This window comes from Haloferax sulfurifontis ATCC BAA-897 (assembly GCF_000337835.1).
GTDB lineage: Archaea > Halobacteriota > Halobacteria > Halobacteriales > Haloferacaceae > Haloferax > Haloferax denitrificans.
Genome location: NZ_AOLM01000017.1, coordinates 1 through 16,959 on the forward strand (window position 1 = coordinate 1; position 16,959 = coordinate 16,959).

The 16,959-nt window shown below is 68.8% G+C and carries 20 protein-coding genes and 1 pseudogene; 11 read left to right on the plus strand and 10 right to left on the minus strand.

The genetic code is table 11. The annotated features are described in order from the left end of the window. On the plus strand, positions 1-277 hold a 277-nt coding region (locus tag C441_RS08415), incomplete at its 5' end, for a phospholipase D-like domain-containing protein (protein WP_007274720.1). A 24-nt stretch (positions 278-301) separates the two neighbouring features. On the opposite strand, the gene C441_RS08420 is transcribed toward C441_RS08415, so the two are convergent. Then, a complete protein-coding gene (locus C441_RS08420) occupies positions 302-2,203 on the minus strand; it encodes a DHH family phosphoesterase (RefSeq protein WP_007274721.1) in 1,902 nt (633 codons plus the stop codon). 114 nt (positions 2,204-2,317) lie between these two features. Beyond that, positions 2,318-3,170 (minus strand): annotated as a pseudogene (locus tag C441_RS08425) (fructosamine kinase family protein). 102 nt (positions 3,171-3,272) lie between these two features. Here C441_RS08425 and C441_RS08430 point away from each other — a divergent pair. Beyond that, positions 3,273-3,758, plus strand: coding sequence for a Mov34/MPN/PAD-1 family protein (locus tag C441_RS08430; protein ID WP_049920512.1), 486 nt, complete (start codon positions 3,273-3,275; stop codon positions 3,756-3,758). Continuing rightward, positions 3,755-4,183 carry an adenylyltransferase/cytidyltransferase family protein gene (locus C441_RS08435; protein ID WP_007274724.1) on the plus strand — a complete coding sequence of 143 codons (429 nt, stop codon included), beginning with the start codon at positions 3,755-3,757 and terminating at the stop codon, positions 4,181-4,183. The genes C441_RS08430 and C441_RS08435 overlap by 4 nt, the downstream gene beginning before the upstream one ends. Positions 4,184-4,299: 116 nt before the next feature. Here the strand turns inward: C441_RS08435 and coxB are convergent, their stop codons facing one another. After that, on the minus strand, positions 4,300-5,061 hold the full coding sequence (coxB, locus tag C441_RS08440; protein WP_007274725.1) for a cytochrome c oxidase subunit II: 762 nt from the start codon (positions 5,059-5,061) through the stop codon (positions 4,300-4,302). Between the two features lie 162 nt (positions 5,062-5,223). Here coxB and cyoE point away from each other — a divergent pair, with 162 nt between their 5' ends. The 4 genes from cyoE (at position 5,224) to C441_RS08460 (ending at position 8,039) form a co-directional block, all read left to right on the plus strand. Further along, on the plus strand, positions 5,224-6,630 hold the full coding sequence (gene cyoE, locus C441_RS08445; protein ID WP_007274726.1) for a heme o synthase: 1,407 nt from the start codon (positions 5,224-5,226) through the stop codon (positions 6,628-6,630). Between the two features lie 27 nt (positions 6,631-6,657). Continuing rightward, on the plus strand, positions 6,658-7,314 hold the full coding sequence (locus C441_RS08450; RefSeq protein WP_007274727.1) for a DUF7546 family protein: 657 nt from the start codon (positions 6,658-6,660) through the stop codon (positions 7,312-7,314). Positions 7,315-7,388: 74 nt separating this feature from the next. After that, on the plus strand, positions 7,389-7,622 hold the full coding sequence (locus C441_RS08455; RefSeq protein WP_004971007.1) for a SelT/SelW/SelH family protein: 234 nt from the start codon (positions 7,389-7,391) through the stop codon (positions 7,620-7,622). A 12-nt stretch (positions 7,623-7,634) separates the two neighbouring features. After that, complete coding sequence (locus C441_RS08460) at positions 7,635-8,039, plus strand: metal-dependent hydrolase (RefSeq protein WP_007274728.1); 405 nt, start codon at positions 7,635-7,637, stop codon at positions 8,037-8,039. Positions 8,040-8,121: 82 nt separating this feature from the next. On the opposite strand, the gene C441_RS08465 is transcribed toward C441_RS08460, so the two are convergent. Together C441_RS08465 and C441_RS08470 are read right to left on the minus strand one after the other, a co-directional pair. Beyond that, complete coding sequence (locus C441_RS08465; protein WP_007274729.1) at positions 8,122-9,144, minus strand: aldo/keto reductase; 1,023 nt, start codon at positions 9,142-9,144, stop codon at positions 8,122-8,124. 52 nt (positions 9,145-9,196) lie between these two features. After that, complete coding sequence (locus C441_RS08470; RefSeq protein WP_007274730.1) at positions 9,197-9,418, minus strand: hypothetical protein; 222 nt, start codon at positions 9,416-9,418, stop codon at positions 9,197-9,199. A 79-nt stretch (positions 9,419-9,497) separates the two neighbouring features. Between C441_RS08470 and C441_RS08475 the strand changes: the two genes are divergently transcribed. Beyond that, positions 9,498-10,496 (plus strand): Gfo/Idh/MocA family protein, encoded by a 999-nt coding sequence (locus tag C441_RS08475; RefSeq protein ID WP_007274731.1) that lies wholly within the window; start codon positions 9,498-9,500, stop codon positions 10,494-10,496. Positions 10,497-10,526: 30 nt separating this feature from the next. Here C441_RS08475 and C441_RS08480 read toward each other — a convergent pair whose 3' ends face one another. Beyond that, complete coding sequence (locus tag C441_RS08480; RefSeq protein ID WP_007274732.1) at positions 10,527-11,924, minus strand: PQQ-dependent sugar dehydrogenase; 1,398 nt, start codon at positions 11,922-11,924, stop codon at positions 10,527-10,529. Between the two features lie 141 nt (positions 11,925-12,065). Between C441_RS08480 and C441_RS08485 the strand changes: the two genes are divergently transcribed. The 3 genes from C441_RS08485 to C441_RS08495 all read left to right on the plus strand — a co-directional run bounded on the left by C441_RS08485 (position 12,066) and on the right by C441_RS08495 (position 14,162). Then, positions 12,066-13,025 carry an ABC transporter ATP-binding protein gene (locus C441_RS08485; protein WP_007274733.1) on the plus strand — a complete coding sequence of 320 codons (960 nt, stop codon included), beginning with the start codon at positions 12,066-12,068 and terminating at the stop codon, positions 13,023-13,025. Beyond that, a complete protein-coding gene (locus tag C441_RS08490) occupies positions 13,022-13,777 on the plus strand; it encodes an ABC transporter permease (RefSeq protein ID WP_007274734.1) in 756 nt (251 codons plus the stop codon). Before C441_RS08485 ends, C441_RS08490 begins: the two co-directional genes overlap by 4 nt. A gap of 100 nt (positions 13,778-13,877) precedes the next feature. Continuing rightward, on the plus strand, positions 13,878-14,162 hold the full coding sequence (locus tag C441_RS08495; RefSeq protein WP_007274735.1) for a DUF7545 family protein: 285 nt from the start codon (positions 13,878-13,880) through the stop codon (positions 14,160-14,162). Between the two features lie 28 nt (positions 14,163-14,190). Here the strand turns inward: C441_RS08495 and C441_RS08500 are convergent, their stop codons facing one another. The 4 genes from C441_RS08500 to C441_RS08515 all read right to left on the minus strand — a co-directional run bounded on the left by C441_RS08500 (position 14,191) and on the right by C441_RS08515 (position 16,782). Further along, a complete protein-coding gene (locus C441_RS08500; RefSeq protein WP_007274736.1) occupies positions 14,191-14,394 on the minus strand; it encodes a hypothetical protein in 204 nt (67 codons plus the stop codon). Between the two features lie 133 nt (positions 14,395-14,527). After that, the gene (locus C441_RS08505) at positions 14,528-15,325 is read right to left on the minus strand and encodes a ZIP family metal transporter (RefSeq protein ID WP_007274737.1); all 798 of its coding nucleotides are present in this window, start codon (positions 15,323-15,325) and stop codon (positions 14,528-14,530) included. Positions 15,326-15,558: 233 nt separating this feature from the next. Next, entirely contained in the window at positions 15,559-16,311 is a 753-nt protein-coding gene (locus C441_RS08510) for a mechanosensitive ion channel family protein (RefSeq protein ID WP_007274738.1), read from the minus strand. Positions 16,312-16,521: 210 nt separating this feature from the next. Next, positions 16,522-16,782, minus strand: coding sequence for a hypothetical protein (locus tag C441_RS08515; protein WP_004977621.1), 261 nt, complete (start codon positions 16,780-16,782; stop codon positions 16,522-16,524). Positions 16,783-16,959: the final 177 nt, after the last annotated feature.

The window sequence follows — 16,959 nt, forward strand, 5'->3', positions numbered from 1 at the left end:
CGGGCGGTACGGCGCGATTCACGCGAAGGGCGTCGTCGCCGACGACACCGCGCTCGTCGGGAGCCTCAACTGGAACCGGCACTCGGCCCGCGAGAACCGCGAAGTCGTGCTCGCGCTGTCTGACCCGGCCGCCGCGGCGTACTTCCGCGAGGCGTTCGCGGCGGACTGGCGGGCCAGCGGGCGCGGGGCGGAGCCGAGGACGGGACTCGTCGCCGCGGCCGCCCTCGCAGTCGTCGTCGGACTCGCGGCGCTCAGGCGACTGGAGTTCGAAAAATGAGTGTCGGGAACCGCGTCTGCGACCTTACGCCGTCGTCGACAGCTCTTCGTCGATGTCGGCTTCGGCCATCTTCTCGACGAGGCTGTCGATGACCTCCTGGCGCATGCCGCTGACGAACTTGATGGAGCCGACGACGAGGTGGCCGCCGCCGGAGACGCCGCCGCCGACGACCTCCTCGTTCAGTTCGGCGACCATCCGCGGGATGTCGAGGCGGACGCCGTCGGACCGGAGGACGGCGAAGTCGGGACCGTAGCCGATGGTGATGACCGGCTCGCCCGTCTCCTGGACCTTGCGGTCGTGGAGTTTGCCCGTGGTCTTGCCCGGCGCGGGGTAGGTAAAGCGGTGGGCCCACTTGTCGAGGTCGATGCGGTAGAGGTTGGCCCCGCTGTCGAGGCGCTCGTGTTCGAGGTGTGGCTCGGCGGCTTCGAGCTGGCGCTCGACGTCGCGCTCGGCGCGCGTCGAGAGGAACTCGACGAGTTCGCGGTGGCGCTCCTCGTCGTCACAGCCGACGTTGAGCACGTCGTTGACGATGGACGCGCCGTCGTTGTAGCGAAGCCAGTGGGCGGCGTAGTCGAGCGCCTCGCCCACGTCGAGGAGCTGTTCGCGGTCGTAGCCCTCGTCTTCGGCGAGCGCGATGTAGTTGTCCATGACCTCCGCCTTCGAGCGGTCAGACAGCCCCGCGACGGCGGGGACGTGACGCAGTTCGTCGGTCACGTCGGGGTGAATCATCCGCGCGAGTTCGACGCACATCATGCCGGTTGTGATGCGGTAGTCCTCGCCGTGGAGATAGGGGTTGACGTGGGCGTCGAGAAGCGGGTCGACCGCCTCGGGGTCGGGGTGGTGGTGGTCGACGACCGCGATGGGCACGTCGTAGTGCGCGAGGTTCTCGTAGGCGGGCACGTCCTCCTCGGTCGACCCGTTGTCGAGCATGAGCAGGAAGGGAAGCCGCTGGCCGTGGCGGGCGCGCCCTTCGAGCGCGAAGTTCAGGTCGCGGGTCACGTCCTCCATCTCGTAGAACGGGGCCTTGCTCGGCAGGCGCTTGAACAGGTGTCGCGGCGCGTCGGGGTCGTCGTGGACCTCGGTGATGAGCCGTTCGAGGGCCAGTTGGACCGGGACGGACGCGCACATGCCGTCGCCGTCGGCGTGGTGGCGGACGCGAATCGGGCGGCCTTCGAGGACCGTCCGGCGGAGCAGGCGCGCCACGTCTTCGAGGTCGCCGCGGAGCTTCTCGAACGCCGACCACTCAACGAGCGGTTCGACGGGTTCGGGCTCGGCGCGCTCGTCGAGCGCGGCGTCGATGCGCTGGCGGGCGTCGGCCGCGGCCTCGTCGTCGAGGACGGTCAGGCCGTCGACTTCGAGCTGTCGGGTGCCCTCGTGGTCTTCGACGGTGCCGGCCATGCGGACCACGTCGTCGAGGTCGACTTCGGGGAACGCGCGGACGCCGGCTTCCTCGAAGGCGGCGGCGGCGACGATACCGGAGTCGTCGGCGATGCGGAAGACGGTCGGGCCGCCGGTCTGCTTGATCTGCGTGACGACGCCCTCGACGGTGACCGACTCGCCGACCGAGAGACTGGAGATAGGTGTGATGGTCGGCTCGTGGTCGACGGTCAGGGTTCGGTAGTCGTCGGGCGTGTCCTCGGCGAACGCGATGTCGCCGTTCTCGCGGACGGATTCGAGGCGGACGACCAGTCGGTCGCCGACCTCGTAGTCGGCCGAGAGGTTGGACTCGTGGATGAGACCGGAGACGGAGTCGGAGATGTCCACGAAGATGCCGTACTCCACGACGCCGTTGACGACGGCGTGGTAGTACGCGTCGGTCTCGACGTCGTCGGCGGTACAGTTCGGTGCGAGATCATAGACGATAGGTCGCGCGTCCGAATTCGGACGCGAGTCGTCGCCGGAACCCCCGGCGTGCTCGTCGCTCATAGTCCCGCTAGGTCAGGGGGTAGTGTTAAGCTTTACAAAAGCATCTCGCGTGCGCGGCGGGTTCTCACGACTCGATTCGACTCGGTTCGGCCCGAGACTCGCGTTCGCGGGCGGTCAGTAGCCGAGTTCGTCCAGCGCGTCTTCGACCGACGGGACGTAGTCGGCCCCGAAGACGCGGACGTGTTCGAGGAGCGGGAACAGCGCGTAGGCGGGCGAGCGGTCCTCGAAGAAGCCGTCGGCGATGGGTCGGCGCTCGTCGTAGGCGTCGAAGAAGGCGTCGCCGACGGCGTCGAACCAGTCGATGTAGGCCAGTTCGACCTCGGGGTGGCCGTAGTAACACGCCGGGTCGAGGAAGGCGACGACGCGGTCGTCGCGGGCGCGGAGGTTCGCGCCCCACACGTCGCCGTGGACGAGCCGCGGGGCCGCCGGTTCGACGAGGAGCGCGTCGAGGTCGGCGGCGACCGACTCGATTCGCTCGGCTGTCGCGGCGGGGAGTCCGGCGTCGAGCGCCGCCTCGGCCCACGGCAGGAGGCGCTGGTCGCGGAAGAACGCCACCCACGAGTCGGTCCACGGGTTCGCCTGGCGGTACGGTCCCGAGAGCGTGTCGTAAGGGAAACCGAACGCCGGCGCGGTCGTCTCGTGGAGCGCGGCGAGGTGGGCGGCGAGGCCGCGCTCGGCGGCGGGGGTCAACTCTGACGCGCCCTCGACGTAGTCGAGGACGAGCAGGTCGGCGTCGGCGTGGTGGACCGCGGGGACCGGAAGGCCGGCCGCGGCGAGCGAGTCGAGCATCGCCGCCTCCACGTCGAGCGGCGTGTCGCCACCTTGCGACGACGGGGTCGCGCCCGTCGAAGTCGAGGCGGTAGACGCGGCCGACGTGTCCGCCGTCGAGTTCGGTCGTCGCGGGCGGCGGCGCGTCGGCGTCGAGCGCGTCGGTCACGCGAGCGGCGAGGTCGGAATCGAGCGTCACACCCGAGGTCGGGCGAGCGCCGACCTCAGTATGGCGGTTCCGTTCCGGCGACCGACTCGGCGTTCCGGAACCCTTAGATGGAGCGCCCGCGGACGGTTCGGTATGCGACTCTTCCGGTCGCGGGAGGTCGTCGGTATCGCCGCCGACGCCCTCGACTTCGCGCTCGAAGCCTCTGCGGAGACGCATCCGAACGAGTACATGGGCCTCCTCCGCGGCGAGGAGGCCCGCCGGGTCGGCGTCGACCGCGACGGCTACGTCGTGACGGACGTGCTCATCATCCCGGGGACCGTCTCGGACCCCGTCAGCGCGACCGTCAGAAACGACCTCGTGCCGAACGACTTCCGCGCCGTCGGGTCGATTCACTCGCACCCGAACGGCGTCCTCCGCCCGAGCGACGCCGACCTCGACACGTTCGGGAGCGGTCGGGTCCACATCATCATCGGCTCGCCGTACGGCCCCGACGACTGGGAGGCGTTCGACCAGTCCGGCGAGGTCCGCGACCTCGACGTGCTCGACGTCGACCTCCCCGACCCCGAATCGTTCTTCGACTTCACGCAGGACGACATCGACGCGGAGTTAGACCGATGAGACGGGTCATCGCGCAGGGCACCTTCGACATCCTCCACCCCGGCCACGTCCACTACCTCTCGGACGCCGCGTCGCTCGGCGACGAACTCCACGTCATCATCGCCCGCGGCGAGAACGTGACGCACAAGCCGAAGCCGATTCTCGACGACCGCCAGCGCCGCGACATGGTCGCCGCGCTCGACGTGGTCGACGAGGCGCACCTCGGCCACGCCGAGGACATCTTCGTCCCCATCGAGAACATCGACCCCGACGTCATCGTCCTCGGCTACGACCAACACCACGACGAGGAGGGAATCAAAGCCGCGCTCGACGCCCGCGGCATCGACTGCGAGGTCACGCGCGCGACGCCGCGGGAGCCACGCCACGACGACGAACTGCTCTCGACGGGCCGCATCATCGACCGCATCGTCGAGCGGCGCTGTTGAGTGCTCGCCGCGGAAGACGACCCGAACTGCGAACTGCCGACTGATTTTCCGACGACCGACCGCGACGAGCGCGAGCGTCGTCACTCGGCGGCGAGGGTCGAAAGAGAAGGGATGCGTTACTGCGTGGAGTTCGTCGCGGTGCTGTTCGAGGACGAAGACGACGATTCGCTGTTGGCCGACTGTTGCTCGTCGAGCCAGTTCTGATACTCGTCCTGCGAGACGACTTCGACGGTGAAGTACATCTGGGAGTGCGCGACGCCGCAGTACTCAGTACAGTAGCCCTGGTAGGTGCCTTCCTCGTAGGCGACGGTCTTGATGGTGTTCGTCGAACCCGGCATCGCGTCCTGTTTGAGCGCGAGTTCGGGGACGTGGAATCCATGTATCACGTCCGCTGAGGTGATTTGGAAGTAGACGGGGCGGTCGGCGGGGATGACGATCTCGTTGCCCGACGAGAAGTTACCCTCCTCGGGGTAGTACATGTTCCAGCCCCACTGGTACGCCTCGGCCGTGACGACGACCGGGTCGTCGTCCATGGCGATGTCGTTGCCCTGGTGCGTGACGTTCTCGTTGGCCAGCACGCCGTAGGAGGCGACGCCGACGAAAAGCAGGATAATCGCTGTCGCGATGGTCCACGTGATTTCGAGCCGGCGATTCTCCTTGGTCGGCAGTGCGCGCTCGCTGTTGCGGAACTTGATGACGGTGTAGAGGAGGATGACCTCCACCAGCACGGTGATCGGGATGGCGACGTACAGTAGCTCCCCGTTCAGCTGGTTGATGAGTTCCGACGTGGCAGACGCCTGCGCGGCGGCGGGGGTGGCAACGAGTGCCATCACGGCCGTCGCGAGCAGGGACGCGAGCGCGAAACGCGTCTTTCTCATGCTGAGCGAGAGTTAGGAACAACCGCATAAATGCGTACCGACTCTCGGCCCGCCGTTTATCAACCCCACCCCGCCATATCGCGGGAAGCGACGCCCGAACGCGAGGCGGAAAAGCGCGGGTCCTAAATACGGGACGGTCCAACACGTCGGTAGGTGAATTTCGTGGCCACGAATCGCGGTTCGAACACGTTCCACGGCCTGCTCGCGGCGACCGCGATGGGCGTCTATCTCCTGCTCATCGTCGGCGCGACGACCGCGCTCACGGACGCGACCGCCGCCTGTAGCGCGTGGCCCGCGTGCGGCGACGGCTTTTCGCTCCCCGCGACGCTCGACGGCTGGGTCGCTCTCGGCCACCGCGTCGCGGCCGTGCTCGTCGGCCTCCTCGCGGTCGCCACGCTCGTCTCGGCGTGGCGGACCGACACGTCCCGCTGGGTGCGAGCGACCGTCACCGTGTCGGCGGTGCTCTACCCCGCGCAGGCCGGTCTCGGCGCGGTCGTCGCCACCGTCGGCGTCGGCGCCGCGCTCTCGACGCTCCACTTGGTCCTCGGCATGGTCATCTTCGGCGGCCTCGTCGCCGCCCTCGCGTGGACCCTCGAAGCGGCCACCGGCGACCCCGACGACGCGCCGGTCGGCACCCCGTCGATGAGCCCCCCGGCCGACGACGGCGAGCGACCGCCCGTTCCGACCGAGCCGGTCGCCCGCGCGAAGGCGACGGTCAACGCGTACTTCCGGCTCATGAAGCCGCGGCTGATGTGGCTCCTCTGTCTCGTCGCGTCGGCGGCGATGGCGCTCGCCGGCACCGTCTCGCCCGGACTCACGCCCGAGGTCATCGCGGCGACCCTCGGCGGCGGCGTCCTCTCTATCGGCGCGTCCGGCACGTTCAACCACGTCCTCGAACGCGACGTGGACCGCCGGATGCAACGGACGAGCGACCGACCGCTCGCGGTCGACCTCGTCCCCGTCCGCAACGCCGTCGCGTTCGGCCTGCTCCTGACGGTCGCGTCGGTGGCGCTGTTCGCGTCCGTCAACTGGCTCGCGGCCGTCCTCGGCGTCGTCGCCATCGCCTTCTACAGCGTCGTCTACACGCTCATCCTGAAGCCCAACACGGTCCAAAACACCGTCATCGGCGGCGCGGCCGGCGCGCTTCCGGCGCTCATCGGCTGGGTCGCCGTCACCGGCGACGTCGGCCTCGGCGGTCTCGTCCTCGCCGTGGTCATCTTCATGTGGACGCCCGCGCACTTCTACAACCTCGCGCTGGCCTACAAGGACGACTACGCCCGCGGCGGCTTCCCGATGATGCCCGTCGTCCGCGGCGAGACCGAGACGCGAAAGCACATCCTCTGGTGGCTCGGCGCGACGCTCGTCTCGGCGGCCGGCCTCGCGGTCATGGACGCCCTCGGGGTCGTCTACCTCGTGACGAGCATCCTCTTCGGCGGCGCGTTCCTCTACTTCGTCGTGCGCCTGCACTACGAGCGCGACGACACCGCCGCCTTCCGGGCGTTCCACGCCTCGAACGCCTACCTCGGGATGTTGCTCCTCGCCATCGTCGTCGACACGCTCGCAATCTGAGAACCGACTACGACACCACCCAAACACATGGCAACCGCATCCGCACTTCCCCGCCCCTCGCGGGCCAGTCTGCTCCGCGCCGCCGTCGCCGTGAACACGACGCTGATTCTGGCGTTCGTCTACCTGCTTTTCACCGAGGCGAGCGTCGGCGCGCCGCGTTACGCCGTCTACGGCGTCGCGTGGGTCATCGTCGGCCTCTGGGTCATGTTCGACACCGACGTCGCCTCCGCCTCATCCGCGACGAAGCGCAAGGCGGCCGCCGTCGCCGTCGGCTACTTCGCGCTCCTCGCGGTCGCCGGCGGTCTCGTCACCTCGCCCGTGCCCGGCGGGACGAGCGGCGTCCGCGTCGCCTTCCTCCCGCCGGGATGGGGGCCGGCGCTCGTCTACGGCGGCGACCTGTTCAACCTCGTCCTCATGCCGGCGCGCGTGGTCGGCTACGCGGCGCTCGCGTTCCTCGTCTACGACACGGTCGTCGAGGCGGCGGGCGCGGCCGTCTCCGGCGTCGTCGGCCTCTTTTCCTGCGTCTCGTGTTCGTGGCCCGTCCTCGCGTCGGTCGCCACGAGCGTCTTCGGCGGCGGGACGGCCGTCGCGGCGACCGTGACGACGCTCTCGTACGACCTCTCGACGCTGGTCTTCCTCGTCACCGTGGTCCTCCTCCGGTGGCGGCCCGGCTTCGGGAAGTAGTCGCGGGTTCGCTCCCGCGGACGCGCTCGCCGCCCGCCCTCTCGTTTTTACCCGCGCGCCGTGAACGTCCGGCCATGACCGAGGTCGAAATCGAATACTGCGTCCCCTGCGGCTTCCTCGACCGCGCCGAACAGCTCCAGCACGCGCTCCTCGAACAGTTCGGCGAGCGACTCGACCGCGTGGCGCTCGTCACGGGCGACCACGGCGTCCTCACCGTCACCGTCGACGGCGAGCGCGTCTGGGACAAGTCGGAAGACGAGTTCGACCCGGACCTCGTGCTCCGGCGGGTCCGCCCGCACGTCGGCTGAGCGGGGCGGGACGTGAAATCACTCGAACACGCCGCCGTCGGCGCGGTCGCCGGGGCGGTCGCCGCGCTCGCCGTGGACCCGCCGGGGAGCCTGCCGCTTCTCGTCGCCGGCGCGGTGTTCGCGAGCGTCTTCATCGACCTCGACCACTTCGTCATCGCCCGCGTCCAGCGCGGCGACTGGGCGAACCTGCGGCTCGCGGTGACGAACCCGCGGGTCGGCCTCCTCGACCAAGAGCGGGTGTTCGAGGAGTTCGACACCGAGTTCGACCGCAAGCGACTCCTGAGCCACCACCTCGTCGGCGGCGTCGCGGTCGGCGCGCTCGCGCTCTCGGGACTCGGGTCGCTCGCGGCGTTCCTCGCGGTCGTGCTCTACGTCCACGTCGTCTGCGACTTCCTGCGAGACCTCGGCATCGCGTGAGAAAAGCCGGAGTCGGAATCGTCCGGGGCGTTCGGGTCGTCCGTCTCGCCCGTCTCGCCCGTCGCGCGTCGCCCGCAGTCGCTTAGTGGCCCCAGCGTTTGCCGTCTTCGTCGTAGCGGGCGTTCGTGATGCGCTCCCACTGGTCGGTCGAGATGTCCACGTCGGCCGCGCCGACGTTCTCGTCGAGCTGGTCGGTCGTTCGCGCGCCGACGATGGGGACGACCGTCGCCTCGGGGTAGTCCATCAGCCAGCGGAGCGCGACCTGTGCGGGGCTGGCGTCGACCTCGTCGGCGACGGCGCGAATCTCGTCGAGCACCTTCCAGCCGCGCTCGGAGACGTAGAAGCGCTCGAAGCGATCGTCGAACGAGCCGCGCGCGCCGTCGGGCGCGACGTACTTCGAGGGGTCGTCGGGGTCGGCGCGCTCGTACTTGCCCGTGAGAAAACCTCCCGCGAGCGGCGAGTACGGACAAATCGCGATGTCCTGGTCACCGCACACGTCGAGGTAGTCTTTCACGTCCTCGTAGTAGCCCGCGTGGAACAGCGGCTGGGTCACGTCGAATCGGGCGTAGTCGTTGACGTCGGATTTCCACAGCGCCTTCGTGAGTTGCCACGAGGCCATCGTGGACGCGCCGAGGTAGTTGACCTTCCCCTCCTCGACGAGGCCGTTGAGCGTCTGGAGCGTCTCCTCGATGGGCGTCTCCTCGTCCCAGCGGTGGATGTAGTAGAGGTCGAGGTAGTCGGTGTCGAGGCGGTCGAGCGTCCCCTCGATTTGGTTGCGGATGTGGGTCCGCGAGAGGCCGCGCCCGTTGGGGTTGTCCTCGTCGAACGGGAAGTACACCTTCGAGGCGAGCACGTAGTCCTCGCGGTCGCGCTCGGCCAGCCAGTTGCCGATGTACTGCTCGGAGGTGCCGTTCGGATTCCCGTAGACGTTGGCGGTGTCGATGAAGTTCCCGCCGCGCTCCTCGAACGCGTCGAGGAGTTCGTGCGCTTCCTCCTCGTCGGTCTCGAGGACGCCGCTACTCTTTCGACCGAATCGCCACGTGCCGAAGCACAGTTCCGAGACGCGGGTGCCGGTCGACCCGAGTCGTCGATAGTCGAGGCTCATGGTCGATGCCACGTCGGCCGGCGACTAAAGCGTGTGAGTAGCGGCGAGGTGTTCAGCGTTGTTCGCCGGCGTCGGGCGGTTCGGCGGGGGCCGCGTCCGCCGCGAACAGGTCGCGCGCGACCGGCGCGCCGCCGAGCGCGAGCGCGAGGAGGAGCACCGCGAACCCGACGGTGACGAGCCCCTGCGACGGATTCTCGGCGAGGGCAGTAACGTGGAGCGCCACACCAACTAACGCGAGCACGACGGCGAATCGCTGGAGGACTGCGTCGTCCATGCCCGACCCACACGCGCTCCCCGGGAATCCCTTGGGACTCGCCCGCACGCTTTTGCGGCTTCCGCGCGACTGATACGCCATGTTCAGAGTCGCAGGTATCGGCCTCGGAAGCCTCGGTGTGCTGGAGTGTCGCCTCCTCAACGAACTGGAGGGGGTTCGCGTCGTCGCCGGCGTCGACCCCGCCGACGAGGTGCGCGAGCGGTTCGCAGACGAGTTCGACGTGCTGACCTACGAAACGACCGCGGAACTGCTGGACGCCGAGTTCCTCGACGCGATGACTATCGCCTCGCCGCACACCAAGCACTTCGACCAGGCGCTCGCCGCGCTCGACGCCGACCTTCACGTCCACCTCGAAAAGCCGATGGTGACGGACCTCGGCGGGGCGCGGGTGCTCATCGACCGCGCCGACGAGCGCGGCCTCACGCTCGCGGTCGGCTACCAGCGCCACTTCGACCCGCGGTTCCACGAACTCCGGCGCGTCGTCGACAGCGGCCGCATCGGCGACCCGCACATGGTGGTCTGCCACCTCGAACAGGAGTGGATTCGCTGGACGAAAGACGAGTGGCGCGGCGACCCGTCGCTGTCGGGCGGCGGCCAACTGTACGACTCGGGGTCGCATCTCCTCGACGCGATGCTCTGGGTGACGCGCTCGAAACCGGTGACGGTCGCCGCGGCGGTCGACCACCGCGGCCACGACGTTGACGTGAACGCGGCGCTCGCGGTCGTCCTCGACCGCGACGGCGACCGCCTCACCGCGAGCGTCGGCGTCTCCGGCGACGGACAGAGCGTCCCGGACCCCGGCGAGTCGCTCCGGGTCATCGGAACCGAGGGGATGGTCGCCTTCGACGGCGAGACCATCGAGGTGACGGAGGGCGGGACGACCTACACCGCCACGCCGCCGACGCCCGGCTTCGAGGAGTTGACCCGGAAGAAGCTCCGGAACTTCGTTGACGCCGCCCGCGACGAGGCCGACCTCGCCATCCCGGCCGAGGACGCCCTGCGCGTGACCGCGCTGACCGAGGCGGCCTACGAGTCGGCGACGACGGGCAGGCGGGTCAACGTCGACGGCGACGCCTGACGCCCCGGCTTCGGAGGCGCGGGACGAGGCTCACGCGCCGGTCAGCCGGTTCAGCGCGCCCGACGACCCGGTGACAATCGGGCGGTCGCTGGTGCAGACGTACAGTTCGCCGTCGGGTGCGCGGCCGAACGCGAGGACGTTCGTGCCGCCGTCGTCGCGGTCCGCCACGGGAAGCTCCGCGATGTCCCACGGCCGCGACTCGCTCGGGCGGGCGGCGAACAGTCTGCCCTCGGACTGCCAGTCGGCGAAGACGTACGCGCCCGACAGCGCCGGAATCGACTCGCCGCGGTAGACGTGGCCGCCGATGACGGCCACCCCGGACGGGCCGTCCCCGCTGTGGGGGTACTCCAGCACCGGGTCGATGAGCGGCGCGCCGTCGGGCGTCTCGGTCGGGCAGTCGCCCGCGCGGAAGCAGTGTGCGCCCTCGCGGACGTTCCAGCCGTAGTTGCCGCCGGCTTCGAGCAGGTTCACCTCCTCCCACGCGCCCTGACCCACGTCGGCGACGTAGCAGTCCTCGCCGTCGAACGAGAGCCGCCACGGGTTTCTGAGCCCCCACGCGTACTGCTCGTCGCGGCCGTCGGAGCCGACGAGCGGGTTGTCCTCGGGGATTCCGTAGGGCCGGTCGTCGTCGCCGGCGACCCCGCCGGTCGAGTCCACGTCGATGCGGAGGACGCTCCCGAGGAGGTTCTCGGTCACGTCCTGTCCGTTGCCGCCCGTGACGGCGTCGTACCAGTCGTCGACGTGGCCGCGCCCCTCGTCGTTCGCGCCGCCGCCGTCGCCCGTGGCGACGTAGAGATAGCCGTCCGGGCCGAACGCGACGGCTCCCGCGTTGTGGTTCGGCTGGGGCTCGGGGAGTTCGAGCAGTGTCCGCTCGGAGTCGGCCGAGACGGTCGTCGCCTCGGGGTCGACCGTCAGTTCGCTCAGGACGAACGTGTGACTGTAGTTCGCGGGCGTTCCCGACCGTCGCGGGGCGCTGTACCGGAGGTAGAGCCGCCCGTTGTCGGCGAACTCGGGGTGGAAGGCGACGCCGAGGAAGCCGCGCTCGTCGTAGCCGTTGAGGTCGACGACGCGGTCTGTGATGTCGAGGTACGGTTCGCTTTGCAGTCCCGCGTCGTCGTGGAGCCACATCCGGCCGGGCTGGTCGACGACGAACCGTCGGCTCCCGCCGAACGCCTCGGGGATGGCCACGTCGACCGGCGAGGCGAACCCGGTCGCCACCGTCTCGTAGGCGACTTCGAGGCCCGCGAGGGAGCCGCCGGAGCCGCCGGAGCCGTCGCCCGTGGTCGCGGTCGTGGTCGACCCGTCGGTCGGCGCGTCGCTGTCGGTCGTTTCACCACCGCCGTCGGTCGGGGCGCTCGCACAGCCCGCGAGCCCGCCCAAGAGGGTCGCGCCGGTCGCGGCGAGAAAGTCGCGTCGGGAACCGTTCATGTCAACGTAGAGCGGCGCGAGTGGAGTAAGGCTTGCTACGGTCGGGTCAGCTGGGTCTCCCCGCTGTCCCGCCGCCCCCACGACTCGAATCGAGCGGCGATTCCGAATCCCTTACCACCCGATAGTGACGACGGGTACGACATGGACGAGGTACTCGCCGCCGACGGCCTCAGGAAGTCCTACGGCGACGTGGAGGCGCTTTCGGGCGTCTCCCTGTCGGTCGCCGAGGGGGAGGTCTTCGGTCTCATCGGTCCGAACGGCGCGGGGAAGACGACGCTGGTTCGCGCCCTCACGGGTACGACCGCGGTGGACTCGGGGTCGGCGGCCATCCTCGGGCGCGACCCGACCGAGGTGGACCGCCAGCGCCTCGGCGTCCTCCCGCAGGAGTTCCGCCCCGCGGGTCGGCTCACCGCCCGCGAACTCGTGGCCTACTACGCCGGGCTCTACGACGACGCCCGCGACCCCGACGCGGTGCTCGACGAGGTCGGTCTCGCCGACGCCGCCGACACGTGGTACGAGAACCTCTCGGGCGGCCAACAGCGCCGCGCCTGCATCGCCCTGACGCTCGTCAACGACCCCGACGTGCTGTTTTTGGACGAACCGACGACCGGCATCGACCCCGCGGGTCGGCGGTCGCTGTGGGGGCTCATCGAGGGCCTCGCCGCCGGCGGGACGACGGTGTTTCTCACCAGCCACTCCATGGAGGAGATAGAGCGCCTCGCCGACCGCGTGGGCCTGCTCAACGCGGGCGAGCTCGTCACGGTCGGCCGGCCGGACGACCTCGTCTCCGAGTACGGCGGCGACAGTCGTCTCGTCGTCCGGACCGACGGCGACGCCGACGCCGACGCCGACGCGGCCCTCGAATCGGTGTCGCTCCCGGCCGCGCTCGACGCGACGGTGTCGGGCGACGGCATCACCGTCCACGGCGTCGGCCCGCGCGACATCGGCGACGTGGTCGCCGCCTTCGACGACGCGGGCGTCGTGTACGAATCGCTCGTCTGGAAACAGCCCGGTCTCGAAGAGGTCTACCTCTCTTTGACCGGCGAGCAGTTCGAGGCCGCCCGCCCCGCCGCGGCCGCCGCGGTCGGAGGTGACAGATGAGCCTCGCCGCCCGCGTCCGCTCGGAGTTCGTCGCCTCGTGGCACTCGTTCCTCCGGCGGCGGACGGCGGTCTTCTTCACCTTCTTCTTCCCCGCCATCATCGTCGTCATCTTCGGGGCGCTCGTGCAGACCCAGCCGACCGGCGGCGGCCTGTTCGCCGAGCCGAAGGAGTACTACATCGCCGGCTATCTCGCGGTCGTCGTGCTGTTCACGCCGCTGTCTCGCGTCGGGAGCACCATCGCCCGCCACCGAGAAGGGAGCCGCTTCGAGAAGCTGGCGACGACGCCGCTGTCGCGCGCCGAGTGGCTCCTCGCGCACTCGCTCGTCAACGTCGTCGTCATCGGCCTCGCGGCGCTGTTGCTCCTCGCGCTGTCGGCGCTCGTGACGGGCGCGTCGATTCCGCTGACGCCCGCGACGCTCGCCATCGTCCCCTTCGTCGCGCTCGGCGTGACGCTCTTCTGCGGCCTCGGGGCCGTCATCGGGAGCGTCGCCGATTCGCAGGACGGCGTCATCGCCGCGAGCAACGCCATCGCGCTTCCCCTGCTGTTCCTCTCGGAGACGTTCGTGACGCCCGACCTGCTACCGGCGTGGTTCGTCCCGGCGCTGAACCTCTCGCCGCTCACGTACTTCGCCCGCGGCGTCCGGGCGCTCACCTACGGCGGCGGCGACTGGCTCACGAACCTCGCGGTGCTCGCGGCGCTCGCGGTCGCCTTCTTCGCGGCCGGAACGCTGGCGATTCCGCGGACCGACTGAGGGGACGCACCGCTCCCGCCCGCGACGTTCGAGGCGTCCCGAGGGCCCCGACGCGCCCGCAAACTCAAGCCTTAACCCGCGGCCGACCCCACGTGGTGGCATGGTCGAAACTGAGACGTACACCATCGAGGGACCGGACGGAGACACCGAAGCGCTGGAACTCCCCGCGGGCCTCGTCGACATCTTCTCGGAACAGGGCGAAGAGCCGACCGACGTCGTCGCCGACGTCGTCGTACAGGCGTTCGCACAGCAGGCCCACGTCGTCGCCCACCACAGCGAAGGCGGCGCGCCGGCCGACATCGCCGAAATCAACGAGAAGATGGAGGAACTGTTCGAAGAGCGCTTCGGCGTCCCGCTGTCGGACGCGCTCGGCCACTCGCACTAAGCGGCAGTCGCACCCGAATTTTCTCGAATTACGACAGGTAGCCGCGCCTGTCGAGGGAGAGCCCAGCCACGACGACGACGAGCACGATGCCCAGCGCCACGGGCATGAAGTACGGACTAGATATCGTCCCTCGCGTGAGTTGCCACGAGCAGAGAACCCCGAGAACTCCGCCGAGCGTGACGAGCGCCCAGAGGAACCCTAACTCGGAGAGAACCCGCGTCAGCACGGACATCGTTCGCTCACCGGGACGCGTGGCGGTTCACTCGGTCCCGACATCACGACGAGCGCGGGAAAACGCCGTTCGAATCCGGTCATCACGGCTGTTCTGACAACCCGCAGAACCATATGTGTTTCAGCGGGCGCGCTCAGATGAACGCCAGCGGCACCATGATGGCGAAGCCGGCGACGAGGCCGGCGACGAGTTCGACCCGGCCGCCGCGCGGGAGGCGCTCGCCGAGTTCGAGCGCCTCGGGGATGAACTCCGTGAGGACGAGAAACACCATCGCGCCCGCGGCGAAGCCGAAGCCAAAGGGGAGGAACTCCCGGGCGATGCGGACGAAGTAGAACGCGATGACCGCGCCGATGGGCTGGGGCAGACTGGAGAAGATGGCCCACCAGACGAGCTTCCAGTTCGAGACGTTCATCGACCGGAGCGGGATGGAGATGGCCAGCCCCTCGGGGACGTTGTGAATCGAGATGGCGATGGTCATGAACACGGCGAGTAGCGGGACGACGAAGCCGAACAGTTGGATACCGCCGTCGAGGCCGAGGTCGGCGAACGAGACGCCGACGGCGACGCCCTCGGGGAAGCTGTGGACGGTGAGGATGCCGAGAATCAAAAGCAGTTTGCGGAAGTCGGCCTCCTCGTACTGCTTAGGGTTGACGTCCGCGCCCTCGATGACGCGGTGGGCGACGACGACGAGCGCGACGCCCGCGAGCATCCCGATACCGAGTTGGAGCGGCGTCCCGTTTGCGAGCCCCTCGAAGACGAGGCCGAACAGCGACGCCGACACCATGATTCCCGAGGCGATACCCCACAGCGCCACGTTCCAGCGGTCGCTCACGTCCGAGACGAAGAAGAACGGAATCGCGCCGAGACCGGTCGCAATGGCCGTGACGAGCCCGGCGAGAAAGACGAACGTGAGAGCGGCAAACTGGTCCATACCGACCGTAGCCACTCGGAGCCGATAAGTATTATCATATCTCAGATATTTTGGCTGGCCTAAACCATTGAATGCCGAGTAGAGGGCTTCAGATGGTTTAGATAGGCCAAAAAGTGCGGCCCAGAGTTAGAATAGATATTCTGATATATATCGGCGTGGGCGGCGGCTCGGCGGCGATAGTCGGCGAAGAAAGGTGTCGGTGCCGCGGTGCGCGCACACCGGGCAGAGCGCGTTCAGTCGTCGGCCGGCGACGCGCTCTCGGGGGAGTCGGTGTCGCCGCCCATCGGGGAGACGGGGGTGGCCGCGACGGAGCGGGCCGAACCCATCCAGCGCTCGACGTTGGCCGAGACGTAGTCGCGCGCGCCGAAGGCGACCGCGCCGCCGACGCCGATGGCGAGGGCCGCGGCGATGCCCCACGCGAACGCCTGCGCGATGGTGAACAGGATGGCCACGTCGATGCCCATCGTGCTCAGGCCGATGACGACGGCGGTGAAGTAGAGGAACATCCGGGTGCCGACCGCGAAGACGCTCGTGTACGGCGTCTCGGTCGCCGCGCGGGTCCGGGTGATGGCGTCACCGATGAAGTCGGCGACGACGAACCCGAGGACGATGACGAGCAGACCGGCCACGAACGACGGCGCGTACGACGCCGCGGTCGAGACCCACTCGGAAAACAGGTCGACCGCGAGCACGTCGGCGGCCGCGAGGACGGCGATGGCGTAGACGAACCACTTGCCGAGCGTCCCGAACGCGCTCGATACCGCCTTTTCTGTTCCGCCGAGAATCTTCCCGACGGGCGTCGCCAACACTGCCTTGTCGACCTCGACGCGGTCGGCGATTCGCGTGATGAGGCGGGCCGCGATACTGCCGATGAACCAGCCGACGATGAGGATTAACAGCGCGCCCACGAGCCGCGGGACGAACGCGAGCACGGCGTTGGTCAACTCCGCGATGGACTCGGTCAACGTGACTTGTAACGGATACATTGTTCCGGGTGGAACATCGCGCTCCCGACAGTTAGTTAATAATAGAAGAACCGTCACCGAAATTATCTCGTAATCGGTACCCTCCGATTTCGCCGATACTCGGCGGAAACGGACGAACAGACGGATTTCGCGGTGGGTTTTTCGATTCTCGCCCGACCGATTCGCGGGCGAGACCGTCTCGGGTTCGGGCGCGTCGGCCGCGATTTAATCTCAGCTTGATTCGTCGCCGCGGTCGCGGGACTCGGTGCGCTCGTCGGCGAGGCGACCGAGCTGTGTCGCGATTTCCTCCATGGCGACGACGAGCCGAGCGGCGTACCAGAGGACGACGACGGCGACGACGAGGAACACCCACGCGAGAATCTGCTGGGCGATGAGGAGCGCGTAGGCGAGCGTCAACACGAGGAAGACGACGACGGCGACTTTCGCGCCGGTGGACCGATGAAGCGGCGCGTCGGGGGAGGGGTTCGACACAACCCATCGTTTTCAGGGGATGACATTATGTGTTTGGCCGTCGCGGGCCGGCGGTGTCGACCCCCTACTGACGAGCGTAACCGGCCCAATTCTGTGGTATGAATCACGAACCATACCGATTAATTGCGCTACTGTATCGTGCCACCAAAGGCCGTGAGACGCCCCACACCACCGAGT